This is a genomic window from Pseudomonas sp. B34(2017) (assembly GCF_002112915.1).
GTDB classification, from domain to species: Bacteria; Pseudomonadota; Gammaproteobacteria; order Pseudomonadales; family Pseudomonadaceae; genus Aquipseudomonas; species Aquipseudomonas pharyngis.
In genome coordinates this window covers 283,343-301,494 of the sequence record NZ_NEJA01000003.1, presented here as the reverse complement: position 1 = coordinate 301,494, position 18,152 = coordinate 283,343, and the positions used below count along the sequence as shown (strand labels likewise).

The window sequence follows — 18,152 nt, the reverse complement described above, 5'->3', positions numbered from 1 at the left end:
GCGTCATGACTGAGCTGTCGCAGGTCTCGGTCACCGCACTCAAGGGTGTCGGTGAAGCCATGGCCGAGAAACTGGCCAAGGTCGGTCTGGAAAACCTCCAGGACGTGCTGTTCCACCTGCCGCTGCGTTATCAGGATCGCACCCGCGTGGTGCCGATCGGCGCGTTGCGGCCGGGACAGGACGCCGTGGTCGAAGGCACCGTCAGCGGCGCCGACGTGGTCATGGGCCGGCGTCGCAGCCTCGTCGTGCGTTTGCAGGACGGCACCGGCGGACTGAGCCTGCGCTTCTACCACTTCAGCAACGCGCAGAAAGAAGGCCTCAAGCGCGGCACGCGGATTCGCTGCTACGGTGAAGCCCGGCCCGGCGCCTCGGGGCTGGAGATCTACCACCCGGAATACCGCGCCATCAACGGCGACGAACCGCCACCGGTGGATGAAACCCTGACCCCGGTCTACCCGCTGACCGAAGGCCTGACACAGGCGCGTCTGCGCCAGTTGTGCATGCAGACCCTGACCCTGCTCAAGCCATCCACCCTGCCCGACTGGCTGCCGACCGAACTGGCCCGCGACTATCAACTGGCGCCGCTGGCCGACGCGATCCGCTACCTGCACAACCCGCCCGCCGATGCCGACGTCGACGAACTCGCCCTCGGCCATCACTGGGCCCAGCATCGCCTGGCTTTCGAAGAACTGCTGACCCACCAACTATCGCAGCAGCGCCTGCGCGAAAGCATGCGCTCCCTGCGCGCGCCGGCGATGCCGAAAGCCACCAAGCTGCCGGCGAAATACCTGGCCAACCTCGGCTTCAACCCGACCGGCGCGCAACAGCGGGTCGGCAATGAAATCGCCTACGACCTCAGCCAGCACGAACCGATGCTGCGATTGATTCAGGGCGACGTCGGTGCGGGCAAAACCGTGGTCGCCGCCCTCGCCGCGCTGCAAGCGCTGGAGGCGGGCTATCAGGTCGCGCTGATGGCGCCGACCGAGATCCTCGCCGAGCAGCACTTCATCACCTTCAAGCGCTGGCTCGAACCGCTGGGCATCGACGTGGCGTGGCTGGCCGGCAAGCTCAAGGGCAAGAACCGCGTCGCCGCGCTGGAACAGATCGCCAGCGGCACGCCGATGGTGGTCGGCACTCACGCGCTGTTCCAGGACGAAGTGCAGTTCAAGAACCTCGCGCTGGTGATCATCGACGAACAGCACCGCTTCGGCGTGCAGCAGCGTCTGGCGTTGCGGCAGAAAGGTGTCGGCGGGCGCATGTGCCCGCATCAACTGATCATGACCGCCACGCCGATTCCGCGAACACTGGCGATGAGCGCCTACGCCGACCTCGACACCTCGATCCTCGACGAACTGCCGCCCGGCCGAACCCCGGTCAACACCGTGCTGGTCACCGACACCCGCCGCGTCGAAGTCATCGAACGGGTGCGCAGCGCCTGCGCCGAGGGCCGTCAGGCCTATTGGGTGTGCACGCTGATCGAAGAATCCGAAGAGCTGACCTGCCAGGCAGCCGAAACCACTTTCGAAGACCTGACCGCCGCCCTCGGCGAGCTAAAGGTCGGGCTGATCCACGGCCGCATGAAACCCGCCGAGAAAGCCGCCGTCATGGCCGAATTCAAGGCCGGCAACCTGCAACTGCTGGTCGCCACCACCGTGATCGAAGTCGGTGTCGACGTGCCCAACGCCAGCCTGATGATCATCGAAAACCCCGAGCGCCTGGGCCTTGCGCAACTGCACCAGCTACGCGGTCGGGTCGGCCGGGGCAGCGCGGTCAGCCATTGCGTGCTGCTCTACCATCCGCCGCTGTCGCAGATCGGCCGCCAGCGCCTGGGCATCATGCGCGAGACCAACGACGGTTTCGTCATCGCCGAAAAAGACCTCGAACTGCGCGGCCCCGGCGAAATGCTCGGCACCCGCCAGACCGGCCTGCTGCAATTCAAGGTCGCGGACCTGATGCGCGACGCCGATCTGCTGCCCGCCGTGCGCGATGCCGCCCAGGCCTTGCTCGAACGCTGGCCTACCCACGTCAGCCCGTTGCTCGACCGCTGGCTGCGACACGGGCAGCAATACGGCCAAGTGTGAGCACCGTCGCAGTTTCTGACAGCTCGTTCCAACCAAGCTGGTTATACTCCTGCAATTGTTTCAAAAACGGATACAGACCATGACCGAAGCTGCTCTCGCCCCCGAATCACCGCACGCTCCGTCTGTTATTCGGCTGCTGCTCAACAAGCTGGGCGTCGCCTACGAAGAAGTGCTCGACCACCACGGCCTCAACGCCTCGCGCAAAGTGCAGGCGGTGTTGCTGGACGACGCGGTCGGTGCGCTGATGGTGCTGTTTCCACAGAGCCAGTTGCTGGATCTCAACCGCCTCGCCGAGCTGACGGGCCGTCGCCTGACCGCCGTGTCCACCGAGCGCCTGGAAAAGATGCTCGGCAAACACAGCCTGAGCCTGCTGCCGGGCCTGCCGGCGCTGACCAGCTCGCCGTGCCTCTACGAAGAAGGCCTGCTGCGCGAGCCGAAGTTGCTGATCAACTCCGGCGAGCCGGGCCTGCTGCTGGAAATCGCCAGCGAAGACTTCAAGACCATGCTGACCAAGGCCAGCGCCGCCAACTTCGGCGAAGCCCTGAGCAGCATCCGCCCGAACCTCGACCGCCCGGACGATGACCGCGAGGAAATCACCCAGGCCGTGCAGGCGTTCACCGCGCGACGCATCCAGCAGCGTCTGGAAGCGACCATCGAAATTCCGCCGCTGGCGGAAACCGCACAAAAAATCATCAAGCTGCGCGTCGACCCGAACGCCACCATCGACGACATCACCGGCGTGGTCGAAACCGACCCGGCACTGGCCGCGCAAGTGGTGAGCTGGGCGGCGTCGCCGTACTACGCCTCGCCGGGCAAGATCCGTTCGGTGGAAGACGCGATCGTCCGCGTGCTGGGCTTCGATCTGGTGATCAACCTGGCGCTGGGCCTGGCCCTCGGCAAGACCCTGAGCCTGCCGAAAGACCACCCGCAGCACACCACGCCGTACTGGCAGCAATCGATCTACACCGCCGCCGTCATCGAAGGCCTGACCCGCGCCATGCCGCGTGCCCAGCGCCCGGAATCCGGCCTGACCTACCTCGCCGGCCTGCTGCACAACTTCGGCTACCTGCTGCTGGCCCACGTGTTCCCGCCACACTTCTCGCTGATCTGCCGCCACCTGGAGGTCAACCCGCACCTGTGCCACAGCTATGTCGAGCAACACCTGCTGGGCATCAGCCGCGAACAGATCGGCTCCTGGCTGATGCGCTACTGGGACATGCCGGACGAACTGGCCACCGCCCTGCGCTTCCAGCACGACCCGAACTACGACGGCGCCTACGCCGAATACCCGAACCTCGTCTGCCTGGCCGTGCGCCTGTTGCGCAGTCGCGGGATCGGCTCCGGCCCGGATGAAGACATTCCGGATGCGCTGCTGGAACGTGTTGGCCTGAGCCGCGACAAGGCCAATGACGTTGTCAGCAAAGTGCTTGAGGCGGAAGTGCTGCTGCGTGAACTGGCTTCGCAGTTCAGCCAGGCTTAAAGCATTCTTCGGAACGTCAACCAGGGCCTGTTTTGATTGCAGATTGGGCCCTGGCTCCACAGATTTCGGCCACTTTGCCAGCAACGACAGCAAACAAGCGCCCTGCTATGATTTGACGGCATTCAGAGGAATTTCCGATGACCCAAACAGATGCTGTCAGCGTTGCAAGCGAAGTGCGCAAGCTTGCCAAAGACAACAAGGTTACAGCCAGTCGTGACGGCATGAGTCGTATGGCCGTGGGTATTACCCGCTTGTCTGGCGATGTCGTCGAGCTGGATGGCATCGAACAGCTGCTCGTCAATCTCAAGAGAAAAGGCGTTCTGAGCAAATCTGAAATCCTGGCGCTCCAAGGGCGCTATCTTCAGGAAAGGCGTGCACAGAAACGTAGCGCATGACTTTTGATCCATTCGGCGACTTCGACAAGGCTGGATATCTTCAAAACTCGCTGCAACTGAAAGATCCCGTTGAAGTAAAAGAGTCAGAGCATCTTTCGTTCGAATTGAGTATCGAAGAGGCGCTTGCCTATCTGGCCAAGAAAAAGCCAATCGATTACCAGACTGTACTCAAGGTTCACGAAATCCTGTTCTCCGGCTTCTATCACTGGGCAGGAAAAGACCGGAACGAGCTTGTCCCTCACCTGGCAGTCTTCAAGGGCTCTCTCGACGACCCTCGCAGCACCGTCTTCGAGCGCCCGGACTCCATCAAAATGTCTGTCGACTATGCGCTCAAGCTCGCATCAGACAAAAAACGCTTCAGAGACCATCCCGGTGGAGTGATGGGCCAACTGGCTTTCGCACACCCCTTCCTGGACGGCAATGGACGCGCGATTCTATTGGTCTTCATGGAACTCTGTTATCGAGCCGGGTTCGCCATCGACTGGTCAAGAACAAACAAAGACGACTACTTGCGGGCACTCAGCGACGAGATCCGAGAACCTCGCGAAAGGCATCTCGATAACTACCTCAACCCGTTCGTAGTCGATATATCCAGTCGTGACGAATGGCCAGAGACCATCAGTGGCATCAGAGGCCTGGATGGCCTGGACAAGGAAGACATCGCTTACGAGAAGCTGGACAACCCGAAAGTCCAGCAGATCTACAAGACGTACCGGGGCCAGCCACTGGACGCCGAGCCCCCTGAACCGGACAGCTGAAAACGCTGAACTGTCCCGGCAAGCTACCTGAAAGCCCTATGACTTCGGCTTGGCCTTCCTAGGCTTCAAATACTTCATCAACCCCTGAAACCACATGACCAGCGCCGGGTTGCCCTTGAGCTGAATCGACTTGTCCTGAATCCCCTGCATGAACGCCAGTTGCTTGTTCTTCGCCTGCATCGTGGCAAACCCGAACGCCGCGTCCTTGAACGCAATCGCAAACGCCGGCTCCGCCACCACCCCGGACTTGCTGGTAATGCGCTGGTCCTTCACCACGAAATGCCGCGCCACTTTCCCGTCCAGAGTCTGTAGCTGAAACACCAGATCCTTGTCACCCAACTGCTGCTGGAATGCAGGATTTGTCCGACTGGCCTTACCCATCAACAGACCCAGCATCCACAGAAGAAAACGAAATTTCATGCGCACAGCCTCAAAAGGAAAATGAACGGCCGGGGGAGTGTAAGGGATTCGGACGGATTCGCCACTATCCTGGATTGATAGAAGACGATGTAGCGATTTTCCTGCCAGATGACTACCAAGTCACGAATCCCAACCCCCGAACCTGATCGTTCCCACGCTCCGCGTGGGAATGCATCCCGTGACGCTCCGCGTCACACCATCCCCCGTCCTACACCTGAAGAAACACATTCCTGTAGGAGCTGCCGATAGCAATGGTTTCTTGTTCCTCGACCCCGCAAATCCTTGGGAAATCTCCTTCAAACTGCGGTGCTGTCCGTGAACTAGGCAGGCTGGACCATCGTCGATAGCCTCTATGTGTCACCGCAAAATCGGTGACTCGGACGTGCAAGTCCGGTTCAGGTGCACAATCGCAATGGCATTTCGCCGAGCCTTTTCCTATGCTCGCGGATCGTTATGGCGGCTGTGCGTCGGAGACCTTTGGGTCTGCCGGGCACCTGGACCGGTCTTGCACACCAACGCACAGCTGCCACCTATTTCGAAGTGCAAAGCGAAACGGTGTCAGCGTCTTAACTCCAGGGATGACATCCATGATCAAACCAACACCCAATCCACCAGAAACACCAGAAACCTCCCCCTACGAATCCCCCGATTCAAAGAAACTCCACGAAGCCGCCGAACGCGCCCTCGACCACCATTTCAAACCCACCGCCCCACGCCCAAAACGCCTGGGTGGCCTGTTCGCCCTCTGCCCCAACGCCGACGCCGAAGCGCTCATGGCCAACGCCTCCGAAGACCTCCTGTCCATCAGCGCCTTCGCCGCCAACCTGGCCGACGACCTCGACGGCCCCCGCCGCTCAATGGCACTGGGCCTGAGCAGAATGGCGGACGGCGTACGGTTGATGGTCGAAGGCACGCTTGATCACATTGAGTTTCGGGAGTATCAGGCCAAGCCGTAGCTGAATCGCGGGCGGAAAAAAGGGGACGTTGAGTCCCCTTTCGAAACTATTCGTTCTTACCATCGGCAACCGGTCTCAGGTGTCGCCTCCATGGTGATGTCCTGATCGAACGAGTACTGCTTACCCGATTTGTAATTCCTGTAATGCATCGAATTCACCCTCGCACCCTGAGTTGCCATCTCATATTCTCCAGTCACCACACCGTCAGAAACTTCTACCCACGTCGTCGTGAACTGATGAGGGCCTTCCTCAGTCATGACCTCGTCCTCGGTGTTCCGATAGACAAGGGGGATAGCTTTCTTCGACTTGCTATACCTGACACCTGCGCCGCCCCATTTAGTGACAGTGTCGAAATAGGTTCTGAATTCGAAATTGATGTTTTTTCCATCAAGTGAGCGAAAGCAAGAAATCCGCGTTGAGACTTCGCTATGGGCGGCAAGCGGAGAAAGAAACAGCAACGCAACAAAGAACATTGAGGCAGTTTTCAAACCGTTCATTCCTTCAACGATTAAGAGGTAATTGAAAACGCATTCGCACTGCGCAGTTAGCGATGTCCTCCCGGAACACACGCTCACTCATTTCGCAGTGCCAATCGACGTATTGCCTCCATAACGGTTCGTCAAAGTTGTCACCCCCCAATCGCTCCATCGAAGCCGCCAGACCTTTCTCTCGATCCTGCCCCGCCATGGCCGATGCAGCTTTATAAAAACCGTCCAAGGGTAACCCAGTCTGCAGAGCAACCAATTCCCCCAACCGGGCATTGGTTGTTTGCACCAGGCACCCAAGCTTTTCAATGGGCGCCTCTGCACCGGGCAAGGCCGACTGATAGATATTCTCGCAATACGCCTCTTTGAAGCGCACCCACTTCTTTTGCACGTCAGTCAGTTGCTTCTTGTCGGCGGGCGCCAAACTGACCAGCGCTTTCTTGTATTGCTCATTCAACACTGCGTCGACTTTCTCGAAAGTCTGCTGACCGCAAATGATCAAATCGGGATTGGAAAAGCTGTCGGGATCGCAGGTTTCTTGGGCATGCGCAGGAACCAGCAAAGCAGTCAAAGAAACACCTGCGATCAGCCCAAAGAACGCCTTGAGTTTGATCATGATCCGGATACTCCGGCACTGCGCTCAGCAACCCGAGCGGGAATCTTCGAAGCCTTTCCTGCTTCCGACATACGCGATGCATATTGCTTGTACGCCGGCACCGCCCGCTCTTTATCGTTCATGGCCCAATAGCTATCTGCGAGATTCAGGTAAGCCACCGTCCGTTCCGGGGTGTGGGCAATCACTGCATTCAGTAACTGGATAGACTCCGTGTAGTGACCCGCCTCGCCCAGCAGAAAACCGACGTCGTTGGACCAACCAGGGTTCTGCGAGAAGTAGTATTTTCCGACGATATAACTTTCCGGAGAGCACTCGCCATGCGAGTCATTTCCCATCAACATATTACTCATCACTTCCTTGAACGAGCTGCTGTCGCCCTTTCGATAGGCCGCCAGCGCTTTATCCAGCAGGTCAGCCGAACCGACTGTCATCAGTTTTTTATAACCGCCCTGAGGGCTGCCAACGTTTGCAGCCCGCAACTTTTCAAGCGCTTCAAGGCCGTTGAATGAAGCCAGAGTGGTTGGGCCAAGCGTCTCAATCGGCAGCTCCGCTACGCTCACAAGCGAGCGATCGCAGTAGTGGTTATTGACCACTTGCAGCACTTTCTTCAGCTCAAACTGCTTTGAGCCGTTATTGAAGGTGAACAAAAGATTGAAGTTATAAACAGCGTTGTCTTCTTCGTTGGTCACCAGCGCAATGTAGTCCCCCGCCTCAATGAACCGCTGTTTGACCAGAACCTCTTCCTCTTGTGGATCCACAACCGTCATGGCTCCAGGCCGACCGTTGAAAACCCGAACGCTAAAACTATCCAGAAGATCAGACGAGTACTGACTCTTCGTCAGCGGCAAAGCCTTGGATGTATCGAGCAATATGTCCTCATTGCGCGCTTGCACCGGCGCGATCAACAACCGGTTTGATGCCTCGTCCGCGTCTCCCGCCAGAACGAACACGTTTTGCCGTGATCCATCCCCCAACAGGCTTGCCGGGATTTCCTTGAGGACTTGGGGTGCCGCAAGCGCGTGTGGTGCGAAAGCCACGGACGCGGCAATGGCCAGAAGGCCACCGAGTAGAATTGAACATCCTTTCACGCTGTAACTCCGTTCGGTCTTCGCAGGCTTACTCAAAAGCCATGCTGCGCACCGCTGTTTTGATTTGTTCAAAGCCTTCGGCGCTGATCGCCAATGAGGTTGATGAACCCGATTCCGCCGAACCGATCAGCACCTGTTCGTTATGCATCAAGCAGAAGGTGATACGGCTGAACTGACGTGGATTCTTGCCGTGGTAACCAATGACGAATCCTGATGAACTTGCGCTCTGCAGGGATTCGAAAGTGAAGGATTGCGGATCACCGGCCAACAACGTCGGCTCCCAACCATGATCGGTCAGGGTCGCCGGGCATTTAAGGTCGTTACTTTCTCGCACTAGTTGCAACTCAATCGCGTCATCAAGCGGCGGCTTCTGAGTGGTGAGCGCGGAAAGGTTGTTGGCACTTTCACACATGACACCGAACCAGGGCTGGCTCAGCTTTGCGGGCTTTTCGAAATTCCACTCATAACCAGTCGAGGTCTGAGCCTGCGATAAACGCGGGGCGTTAGTGGTTTCAGGCAGTTGTTTGGCCGCAATGAATACCAGATCAGGCGTATTGAACTGCAACCATTGATCTTTCGAGAGCGTCATTGAGAACCGGCAAGGTGTCATGTCGACCGCAGCTTCGGCTGGGCCTTGCGCGATCTGCGACTGACCCGACGCATTGCCCACCGAGACAACACTTGCGGTGGCATGACTGGCCTGCGCGAACGCAGCAACGCTGATCAGCAATACCCGCAGAAATCGAGGCCTCACGAAACCCGGTATCGACAAGTCAGGCACAGTTCCACTCACTTGGAATTTAACGGCAAAGAATCGCGACACATCCGCGCTCCGAGTTTCAAATGCAATGGCTCGCCTTGATCGGCTCTGGAACTTGCGACTTCAATCGCGCCACACTGTCGACGCCCGACCGATAACCTTTGTCAGCCGCCATTTGATAACAGGCTAACGCCCGGGACATATCTTTCGTTCCCAACTCGCCCCCCTCAAGGGTAGATGCCAGATAAAACATCGCTTCCTTTGAGCCCATGGTAATCGCCCGAATGACCTGCTCTTCTGCCTGCTTGGGATGAAGGCAAGGACCGTTATAGTCGGTGGAGTTTCCTGAACAAAGAAACGTGGCGTAGCCCAACGCACCACTCGGTATTTTCGAAGCCGCTTTGAACAACGCTTCAACCTTGCTGGTTTCCAACTGAGACGCCATCTGCGAAAGACTCAAGCTCGCCGCTGACAGGCTCGCCTCTGGATCACCCGACTCAGCCGCACAGACATAATTTTCCAGGGACGCTTCTAACAATTCCGCAGTCAGACGGTATTGCTCGAGCGAACCCAGCCCTCCCAAAGCCTCGGCACGTTGATCACAGAAGTTCTCGGCACGGCTCATTGCAGGGTTACGTGTTGCGACAAGATCCTTCTCGCTGATCGACCAGTCTTCAACGCCTTCAAGCACCCAGCACGCCTGACGAGAGAAATTGAAGATTTTTACATTGCTGTTGCCCGCCCGTTTATCGACCACATCGACGTGACTCTCATCGACCTCTTCAATCTCGACTCCAGGTGTCTTGCCGGGTGTGATGGCGGCCATCAGCGGATAGGTGAAGGAAGCTCCGCTGACGCCCGAGGTCGAAGGCTCAAAGGTACTACGGTCCTTGCCTGCAACCGGCTTCAACAAAAGCAACTTGACCGTCATCGCAGTGAGACGACGCTGTGATTCACTGCTGGCGGAAAACGCTGTCAGGAAAGCAGGGAATTCCTCCGAAGGACAAGCGCCGTTGGCCGGCGCTGTCGAAGTGCTCTTGTCGGATGCAAGAACAGGGACGATCTTGTCCAGGTACGCCGAGCGCTCGCGACTCATTCTTGTGATGCACGAGTTGACCGCGAACACATGCGCCGGCATCCCCGTCTCGATCTCGAATGCCTCCAACGGACAATTCGCATCGCGCAACTTCAACCACGCACGTTGCGACTCTTTGACCTTCGCCGCGTACTCCGCGCCCAATGCCGGATCTGCCCGATAATCAGACTCAAGCCGCGCCATCAATTGCTTGTAGCTGAGGTTCAACTGCGTATCGGCAGCCTTCTTCGCCGCCTCCGAGCAGGGCACCATCTCTAGGCTTGAGGTGACATGACTGCAGTCATCCTGCGCGTACACTGCTGAAACAGGCAGCAGCACGGCCAGCAGGGTAAAAACAAAACGTTTCACTGTGTTCTTCCTTGAGTCATTCAGGCTTTGCGTTTGGCGAACCGGGTGACGCATTGCTTGGGTATGTTCATTTCCCAATAGGTGCTGAGCAACGCTTTACGTTTTTTGGGGCCGGGTCTATTCCGATCCCGCTACACACTGCCCATCCTGAAGATCAGGAGCTAGCGCCCGATTTCCCGACAGATACCAACTCGCAAGCGACTGACTCTCGCAATAAGTGTTCTTCTCGGCATCGTAATAAAACGCGACCTTGTGCTTGGTCATCCCACCCCGGTTGGGGACGAACAACTCGACGGCGAACACGACATCGGGCAAAGCAATTTTTCTATCCGACATCAGCATGGGTGGCCCCAGAAACTTACAGGGCACGCCGTCAAAAGGCAGATCCAACCGGCCGTCTTGATACTTGTAAATCGCGCAAATGCCATTCGGATCCTCAATCACCACGGCAGCCATCGTTCCCCCGCTCCAGCTCACCACGCCATCTGCAATGGCGCGAAAACTCTCGGCAGGCATTTGGTTTTCCTTCGTGAGTGCAGCGACCATAGCGGTGGGCATTGTATGGCTTGTACTGACACCGGTTGGAGCTGCGCTTGCGGACAACGCCCACGTCAACGCCAGGAACAACAGGGGAACGACTTTCACTTTGACTCTCCGATGGCGTGGCTGAGCGATGTACATGCACGACCCTTACTGCGCCGTACATTCAGGTTCAGCGAGATGTTCACCATCAACGCGGAATTTGCATAATTCGGTGGTTTCATTCACTCCAACCAACGACATCAGCTTGAAGGTCAACTGCAATTCGGTGTCGGAAAACGTGGCCCTATCCAATGAGACATCGGTGAAGCCGTTGTTAAAGTTCTTCCCTTCAATGTCGCAGAACTCCATCGAGTCGCTCGCAATCCCCTGTCCCCCAGGCTTGAGAATCTGAATATTGACGCGGGGGCTATCGAACGTTTGGTAATAACGGACCAGCTTTCCGGAAACTTGAGCGACATCGGCTTTGTATATATCGACGACCGGCTCTCGTGCGTTGCCTGCAAAAAGAACGATCGGGACAGATCTATTTTTTCCCAAGCAAAGTCCAAGACCACCCGGTCAAAAAAAAATCTGCCCATTAATACAACATATAAATTCGCCTCCTTTAGTTATCTACTATTTAATATTACATTCCGGCTCGCCAAGCACTTCACCTTCAACCTTAAAACTGCACACTTCAATAACATCTGCACCTTCAGTCAGAGGCATAAGCTTCATGGTGAGCGAAAGATCTTCCTTCGAAAATTCCCCACGTTCCAAAACAACTTCAGAAAAGTCATCACTAAAATTTTTTCCTGAGATATTGCAGAATTTTCTTGAATTACTGGCCTCCCCCCCTCCACCCGGTTTCAAAATCTGAACCATAACGCAGGGGCTAGCAAAAGTCTGATAATAGCGAACCAACTTGCCAGCGACCATGGCCGTATCTGCTTTATATACGTCCGTGGCTACCTTTTTCTCCTCTGTAGCCAATGCACAGCTTGAGAAGGCTAAGCCAATCAATAGCGCAATATTTTTCATTTTCAACCTCAGAGATAGTTTTTTCGTGCAGAAAATCTGGCAGCAGGAACACCAGGCCAATTGCCTTCAAGGGACATGACAGCCTTCAACTCAGCTTTATTATTTTCAACAAACGGTCGCTGAACAATTTCCCTTGATGAAGGCTTATAATCGCCACGATAAATCAAGTCCACAATCATATCTTGGATCTTTGTATCAACAGAATCCCAGTTAAGCGCACCATAATGACCGACGTTGAAAGATTGCTCAGAAATCGTTATGACTCTATTCTTCATAATTTCATAGACAGAAACAAACAACTTATATTGCTGTTTGCGCGTAATGAATGTTTTCCGAATTTCAGGACTCGCGCTATTAAGATAATCCCGTGCAGCAGTACCACTTAGACCTTTTGCTCCAACTAACCAACTCAACAATGGTTCCGTAATACCTACCGCAGTTAGATCACCCATTGGATCTGATTTTTGACCAAGATCATATCCTCTCCCGATCGTAATACCGGATGCTCCGCCAGGCCAATGCGCTTTACGACTGAAATACATATGCAAAGAATTCGACGAATCCTCTATATCATTACCTTCCACATCAAAAGTCAGCTGTCCCTTCTCAACCTTTAGCCACTTCAGATCATTATCATCCTCCATCGCGAGAAAATTTGAAACGAAGCCTATAGGGTGAAAATGGTAAATCAATCCCGTACCCGCTGGGGTTTTATCAGTCAATTTATCCCAGAAGATGAATGAATCTATTCTTTCCTTTTCATGCTTCAGTAACTTTTCAGAATCTTCTAAAAGAGTATCCAATCTCTTCCATTTTTCTGATTTTGTATCATCCTTCCACTCCGTAGGATGGTGTGCTACTAACTTTGTCCAATGCTGCCGCGTCTCCGTACTTTTCAATGCATCAGCAAGTTCAGATGACTCTATCTCTCCATCATGATTTTTGTCTATTTTTTTCAAAAGATCTTTAAAAAAATCAGGCATATCATCGGGATCGAGAAAGCCGTCAGCTGCGGAATTGTTCTCCTCAACCAGCTGAAACCCCATTTTAGTCCAATCGTGTGGAGTGATAAATTTCGCGTCAGATTTTTTCACCAACCCAGAAATCGGTTGGTCTTCATCAATCACGGAAATCTCATACCAATCCTCATTGCCTTCCTTTATAACCGGCACCTTGCCTAGATCAATTGCGTGTTCTTCTTTTAAAGGATCACTCGTTCCAGTAGCTGGAGATTTTTTCTTAAGCCGCTCACCCTTCGGCAAATGTAAATACTGACGTCCGACTTTTAATGCAGCGACATTATCTAGAAAGTCTTTCACTTCAGCCTGAGCTGTAAATATCTCAATATGAACTTGAAATTTACTATCAGTAAGACCGCTTTCATTTACTAAATTTTCAGCTTTACCTAAATAACCAATTGGATCACCGGCCTTGATTCCGATGCTAGTCGTGACAACTTCAAAATCTGTAGGAGTGAGCGACTCCCATTGCGTGTACTGACTATCCTTCTCGCTTTCGATAATCGCCCAAAAACTACTTGGTACAGCCCCATTATCATTCCAAATACTGGCATCCACTGGGGTGCAGGGCGCCATACGCCTTAGTTTATTACCGACCACCAAATTCACTACATCTTTGCTATCGAACTCAATGATACTGCCTACTGTGATTTCTCGATTGCTTTCAATGCGTGCACCTGCAGGTTGCCCGTTCGCAGGGTTCGTCGGCGCATCGAACATAGCTAAACGCTGAGTGGTTTTAGCTTTTACCTTGCCTTGCCAATATTTCGGTTTGGCGCGCTCGGGTAGAACATCTGCTACCCAAATAGCATTGTGACTAGAGTTTTGATATGGTTCATTATTTTTTAAGTACGCAAACCATACCTCTTGCCCTGCTTCGCGAACTTTTGTTGATCCATGCTTTACACTACCCGAGAGTATTTTCCCCTTAGCGTAGGTAATATTTTCAACTGAGCGTTTTTCCAAAATCTCAAGTTTTGTGTGCTTCGCTAACTTTCCTGGAGATGGAAAATTATTCGTATCGGGAAAGTCATCATACGCCTTAAAATCATTTACAGTCATCGTCACTATCGGATTTGGCTTTTCATTGTCCGCTAGAGGATAGTGCTTATAAGGCAAAAGATGCATATATAAGCTATAGAAAACCAGTTCGTTTTGCTTTCCTTTGCTTGGTCCATCTTCAGGATTTGGCGCAGATTTGTACTCATGTCGCACGAGACAGAAGGAGCTGGAATAATCCAGTTTTTTAGCCGTTTCTCCTGTGCCGAATGTCGATTTTTGATAGTCCTCGTTAAGGCGATAGGCCACGACTTCACCATCAGCCATACAGCGAATCGGTTCGTTCAAAATACATTGAGGCGCGCTGGCATTGCTGATGTGAATCCCACCATGCCAGAACTTGTTACTTCCCAACAAATAATGCCCGGATGTTTCATTCTCGAGCAACTTGTATATTTCTTCTACATCAGAAAACTGTTTACCGTCTGCTTTTCGAAATGGATATTGAAAGTTTATTAGCGGCACTGTTGTAGATGGAGCAGGTGCAGGTGCAGGGTTTGTACCTGTTCGAAAACTTTCCTTTGCTCTTAAGAATTTTGTAGCTTTCGGCCAATAGTGGCTGGGTGGTTTGGGGCCAAATATTGTTATCGCTGGCCCTGTACTATTTTGAGCACCGAATATGTGCCCAACTTCTGTAGCGGGGTTGTAGTCCTCGATTATCCCTGTATGAAAAATCGGATCACCTGGTTTGTTAGGAGTGGCATTGATCCATAAGGCGATATCACCTCGCTTTACGTTCTGTGGCTCAATCGTTGTGTAGTAACTGGAGGTATCCATGTTACGGGTGTCTTCATATGGAATATTATATCCAGCGCCTGTCAGCAGCAGATTTACCATATGAGAGCAGTCAATTTTTTTCTTACCAGCGGCGTTCGTTTGAAAACCATCACCGCCCATTTTGTAAACGTAGTCGCCACCGGTGTAGTTACTTTTTAAATCAAGTGGTTCAGTCATTTCTGCTTCCTGCAAATTAGTAGCAATAGCTGCTGGCTTCAGCTGATTGCGCTTTCAATCGATTAAAATTTTTCAGGGCAGTTTCATTACCTTTATCCGCTGCCAAGCGATAGCACGCTAATGCTCTTGATAAATCTCGAGTTACTAGCCCTCCCGTTTCGAAGGAGTAACCTAAATAGTTCATTGCATCCCTCGATCCCATTGAGGCAGAGCGAATAAGTTCTTTTTCGGCCTCATCGGGGTGTTGGCACGCACCTTCTGCAGATGGGTTGTTTCCGTAACAATAAAATGTCGATAGAGAAGCGGCGCCATCCGCGAGGGTTGTTGCCGCAGCTTTGAAAAGCGACTCAACCTTGCCTGTTTCCAACTGCGGTGCCATGCCAGAGAGACTCAAACTCGCAGCATCCAAACTCGCCTGAGGATCCCCCGAAGCAGCGGCGCAAACATAGTTTTCCAACGCTGCCTCGAAAAACTCTCCTGTCAGATAATACTTTTCCAGTCCACCTAGACCCTCGAAATTCCGCGCGCGTTGATAGCAGATGCTCTCTGCCGTACTCATGGTCGGAGAACCCGATATAACAAGGTCTTTCTCGCTAATCGACCAATCCTCAACGCCCTCCAGAACCCAACACGCCTGGCGAGAAAAGTTAAAGATCTTGATGTTGCTGTTACCTGCACGCTTATCAACAACGTTGAAATGACTGTCATCAACCGCTTCGACTTCGACGCCTTCTGCCTTGCCTGTGGCTATGGGTGCCATCAGTGGAAAGGCCAATGTCGAGCTATTGACTCCCTTCGTTTGCGGCTCAAAATTTCCATTCTCCCCAGTAGGTTTCAAAACCAGCGACTTCACCGTCATCGCAGTCAACCGCTGCTGAGTTTCAGCATTCGCAGAGAACGCCGGCAGGAACTGGGAAAAGTCCTCAGACGGACACTCATCTGCATAAGCGCTGCCATGAAACAGGCTCAGCAGCGAGGCGGTGAAAGCCGCTACGGCGAAGCCATTCCTCTTCTTCAAAAAACCATTCATGTCGATCACTCAGAAAACACAAAAAAAGCCTTCGGCTTAACCTTCTCAGGCGGCGCATTCCCCAACGCCTGATCCATTAAACTCCCCGCCTTATCCTTATCCGCCGCCCCCGGCAGCACCGGCGGTTTGATCCCGATGCCAGTGCCCGCTCCCGGCGAGCCCCCGGCATTAATCTTCACCACCGGCCCAACCACCGTCACACCACCGCCATCGAGCTTGATGAAACTGCCACCGCCGAGAATCGTCAGCTCAGTTCCCGCCTCAATGACAATCTTGTCCCCAGCCTTGATGTGAATCTCTTTCCCGACACTGGTCAGTTGCGCAGTCCCGAGCTTCACATGCTGGCTCTCGCCAATAGTCAGGTGGTCGTCCATCCGCGCTTCGATCTTGCGATCGGAAATCGTGGTGCGGTGTTCTTCAGCCTTGAGCTCGGTGTAGGTGTTCTTCTCTACGGTGTCGTGACGTTCATTCCCGACACGGATTTTCTGGTCGTGTTCGACGTTTTCATCCCAGTCCCGCTGGGCGTGGATGAAGATTTGTTCGGCGCCTTTTTTGTCTTCGATGCGCAGTTCGTTGTAGCCACCGCCGCCCGGGGAGCTGAGGGTTTTGAAGACGCTGCGGGTTTTGTTCGCCGGCAAGGCGTACGGCACCGGGTTTTCCTTGTGGTACAGGCAGCCGGTGACGAGGGGTTGGTCGGGGTCGCCTTCGAGGAAGGTGACGAGGACTTCCATGCCGATGCGCGGGATGGAGATGGCGCCATAGCGGTCGCCGGCCCAGGAGCTGGAGACGCGCAGCCAGCAGCTGGTTTTGTCGTCGGCCAGGCCTTCGCGGTCCCAGTGGAATTGCACCTTGATGCGGCCGTATTGGTCGCAGTGAATTTCTTCGCCTTTGGGGCCGGTGACCATGGCGGTCTGGCTGCCGAGCACGCGCGGTTTCGGGTGCTCCAGCGCTGGGCGGTAGAACACGTCCCACGGGGTGGCGAGGAAGCGGTTGCGGTAGCCCTGGTGGAAGTCGTCCTTGTTGTCGGTGGTGTCGCTGGTCACCGATTCTTCGAGGACTTGCGGCTGTTTGCCTTCGTGGAAGATTTCGGTGAGCAGCCACAGGTCGTTCCACTCGCTGCGCGGGTGGTCGGACATTTCCATGAAGTGGCCGCTGACCAGTCTGGTCTGGTCGCCGCGACCTTCGGCCTGGCGGTAGTCGGCACGGTGGCGTTCGAGAGCGCGCTGGCTGAGGAACTTGCCGCGGGCGCGGTCGATGAAGCGGCCGGGGTAGTCGTAGTCTTCGAGATCCGGTTCAGTGCTCTCGCCGTCCGGTTTGTACGCGGCTTCCATTTGCAGGCGCGGTTTTTCGAAGTCGTAGTCGCGGCGGGTGGTGCGGCTGGTGCGGGTTTCCAGGCGCAGCTTGAAGCCTTTGATCACCGGTTCTTCGGCGACCATGCCGCTGCCCTGCACATACGCGGTCGGTTGGCCGAGGTTCGGGAACACGGTCTGGTCATCGCCGAACACCAGCAGATGGCCTTTCTTGCTGTGCTGGAAGTGGTAGTGAATGCCTTCTTCTTCGCACAGGCGCTGGACGAAGTGCAGATCGGTTTCGTCGTACTGCACGCAGTAGTCGCGATCCGGGCACGGCTGGCTGAGCTGGAAGCTGTAGGCGTTGCCCTTGATGCCGTGCTCGTCGAGGATCAGCGCGATGATTTTCGGCGCCGACATCTGCTGGTAGATGCGCTGGTTGGTGCGGTGATGCAGGTATTGCAGCTGCGGCACCAGCGAAACCTTGTAGCGGGTCAGGCGCTTGCCGGCATCGCCCTGGGCCACGCGGTAGATCTGGCCGTGGATGCCGGAGCCCTGCGGATCGAGGGCGAGGAAGGCCTGTTTGTGCAGGAGTTTTTCCAGGTCCAGATCCGGGTTTTCGCTGACCAGTTCGATGTCGAAACGAAACGGCTGGCTGATGCCTTCGGTGCCGGTGAACGACAGGACTTGCAGGTCGCCTACGTAATCTTCAACAGTCAGGCTGAAGTGCGTTTCGTTAGCTGGGTTGAACATAA

At 54.7% G+C, this 18,152-nt stretch carries 17 protein-coding genes; 5 read left to right on the top strand and 12 right to left on the bottom strand.

The genetic code is table 11. The features are described 5' to 3' along the window. The first annotated feature begins 5 nt into the window (after window positions 1-5). The 4 genes from recG (at window position 6) to CAF80_RS10965 (ending at window position 4,714) form a co-directional block, all read left to right on the top strand. Window positions 6-2,081: an ATP-dependent DNA helicase RecG gene (gene recG / locus CAF80_RS10980; RefSeq protein ID WP_074689971.1), complete on the top strand. Its 2,076-nt coding sequence runs from the start codon at window positions 6-8 to the stop codon at window positions 2,079-2,081. 79 nt (window positions 2,082-2,160) lie between these two features. Further along, on the top strand, window positions 2,161-3,561 hold the full coding sequence (locus tag CAF80_RS10975) for an aminoacyl-tRNA deacylase and HDOD domain-containing protein (protein WP_074689969.1): 1,401 nt from the start codon (window positions 2,161-2,163) through the stop codon (window positions 3,559-3,561). A 137-nt stretch (window positions 3,562-3,698) separates the two neighbouring features. Then, on the top strand, window positions 3,699-3,956 hold the full coding sequence (locus tag CAF80_RS10970) for a hypothetical protein (RefSeq protein WP_039765180.1): 258 nt from the start codon (window positions 3,699-3,701) through the stop codon (window positions 3,954-3,956). Then, a complete protein-coding gene (locus CAF80_RS10965) occupies window positions 3,953-4,714 on the top strand; it encodes a Fic family protein (RefSeq protein WP_074689967.1) in 762 nt (253 codons plus the stop codon). Before CAF80_RS10970 ends, CAF80_RS10965 begins: the two co-directional genes overlap by 4 nt. 36 nt (window positions 4,715-4,750) lie before the next feature. Here the strand turns inward: CAF80_RS10965 and CAF80_RS10960 are convergent, their stop codons facing one another. Continuing rightward, on the bottom strand, window positions 4,751-5,134 hold the full coding sequence (locus CAF80_RS10960) for an SCP2 sterol-binding domain-containing protein (protein ID WP_039765176.1): 384 nt from the start codon (window positions 5,132-5,134) through the stop codon (window positions 4,751-4,753). Window positions 5,135-5,721: 587 nt separating this feature from the next. Here CAF80_RS10960 and CAF80_RS10955 point away from each other — a divergent pair. Beyond that, window positions 5,722-6,090, top strand: a complete 369-nt coding sequence (locus CAF80_RS10955; protein WP_074689965.1) for a DUF6124 family protein — start codon at window positions 5,722-5,724, stop codon at window positions 6,088-6,090. A gap of 56 nt (window positions 6,091-6,146) precedes the next feature. Here CAF80_RS10955 and CAF80_RS10950 read toward each other — a convergent pair whose 3' ends face one another. The 11 genes from CAF80_RS10950 to CAF80_RS10895 all read right to left on the bottom strand — a co-directional run bounded on the left by CAF80_RS10950 (window position 6,147) and on the right by CAF80_RS10895 (window position 18,150). After that, window positions 6,147-6,587, bottom strand: a complete 441-nt coding sequence (locus CAF80_RS10950) for a hypothetical protein (RefSeq protein ID WP_254778419.1) — start codon at window positions 6,585-6,587, stop codon at window positions 6,147-6,149. A 4-nt stretch (window positions 6,588-6,591) separates the two neighbouring features. Then, entirely contained in the window at window positions 6,592-7,191 is a 600-nt protein-coding gene (locus CAF80_RS10945; RefSeq protein WP_074689961.1) for a lysozyme inhibitor LprI family protein, read from the bottom strand. Next, window positions 7,188-8,279 carry a M48 family metallopeptidase gene (locus CAF80_RS10940; RefSeq protein ID WP_254778418.1) on the bottom strand — a complete coding sequence of 364 codons (1,092 nt, stop codon included), beginning with the start codon at window positions 8,277-8,279 and terminating at the stop codon, window positions 7,188-7,190. The genes CAF80_RS10945 and CAF80_RS10940 overlap by 4 nt, the downstream gene beginning before the upstream one ends. A 28-nt stretch (window positions 8,280-8,307) precedes the next feature. Then, window positions 8,308-9,102, bottom strand: a complete 795-nt coding sequence (locus tag CAF80_RS10935) for a hypothetical protein (RefSeq protein WP_254778417.1) — start codon at window positions 9,100-9,102, stop codon at window positions 8,308-8,310. A 16-nt stretch (window positions 9,103-9,118) separates the two neighbouring features. Continuing rightward, window positions 9,119-10,483 carry a lysozyme inhibitor LprI family protein gene (locus CAF80_RS10930; protein WP_074689959.1) on the bottom strand — a complete coding sequence of 455 codons (1,365 nt, stop codon included), beginning with the start codon at window positions 10,481-10,483 and terminating at the stop codon, window positions 9,119-9,121. Window positions 10,484-10,600: 117 nt separating this feature from the next. Then, window positions 10,601-10,999 carry a hypothetical protein gene (locus CAF80_RS10925; protein WP_074689957.1) on the bottom strand — a complete coding sequence of 133 codons (399 nt, stop codon included), beginning with the start codon at window positions 10,997-10,999 and terminating at the stop codon, window positions 10,601-10,603. 174 nt (window positions 11,000-11,173) lie between these two features. After that, entirely contained in the window at window positions 11,174-11,563 is a 390-nt protein-coding gene (locus CAF80_RS10920) for a hypothetical protein (RefSeq protein WP_074689956.1), read from the bottom strand. Window positions 11,564-11,641: 78 nt separating this feature from the next. After that, window positions 11,642-12,046: a hypothetical protein gene (locus tag CAF80_RS10915; protein ID WP_074689954.1), complete on the bottom strand. Its 405-nt coding sequence runs from the start codon at window positions 12,044-12,046 to the stop codon at window positions 11,642-11,644. Window positions 12,047-12,054: 8 nt separating this feature from the next. Then, window positions 12,055-15,078 carry a hypothetical protein gene (locus CAF80_RS28550; protein ID WP_134334180.1) on the bottom strand — a complete coding sequence of 1,008 codons (3,024 nt, stop codon included), beginning with the start codon at window positions 15,076-15,078 and terminating at the stop codon, window positions 12,055-12,057. Window positions 15,079-15,094: 16 nt separating this feature from the next. Continuing rightward, window positions 15,095-16,108 (bottom strand): tetratricopeptide repeat protein, encoded by a 1,014-nt coding sequence (locus tag CAF80_RS10900; RefSeq protein WP_085667342.1) that lies wholly within the window; start codon window positions 16,106-16,108, stop codon window positions 15,095-15,097. 5 nt (window positions 16,109-16,113) lie between these two features. After that, window positions 16,114-18,150, bottom strand: a complete 2,037-nt coding sequence (locus tag CAF80_RS10895) for a type VI secretion system tip protein VgrG (RefSeq protein ID WP_085667341.1) — start codon at window positions 18,148-18,150, stop codon at window positions 16,114-16,116. Window positions 18,151-18,152: the final 2 nt, after the last annotated feature.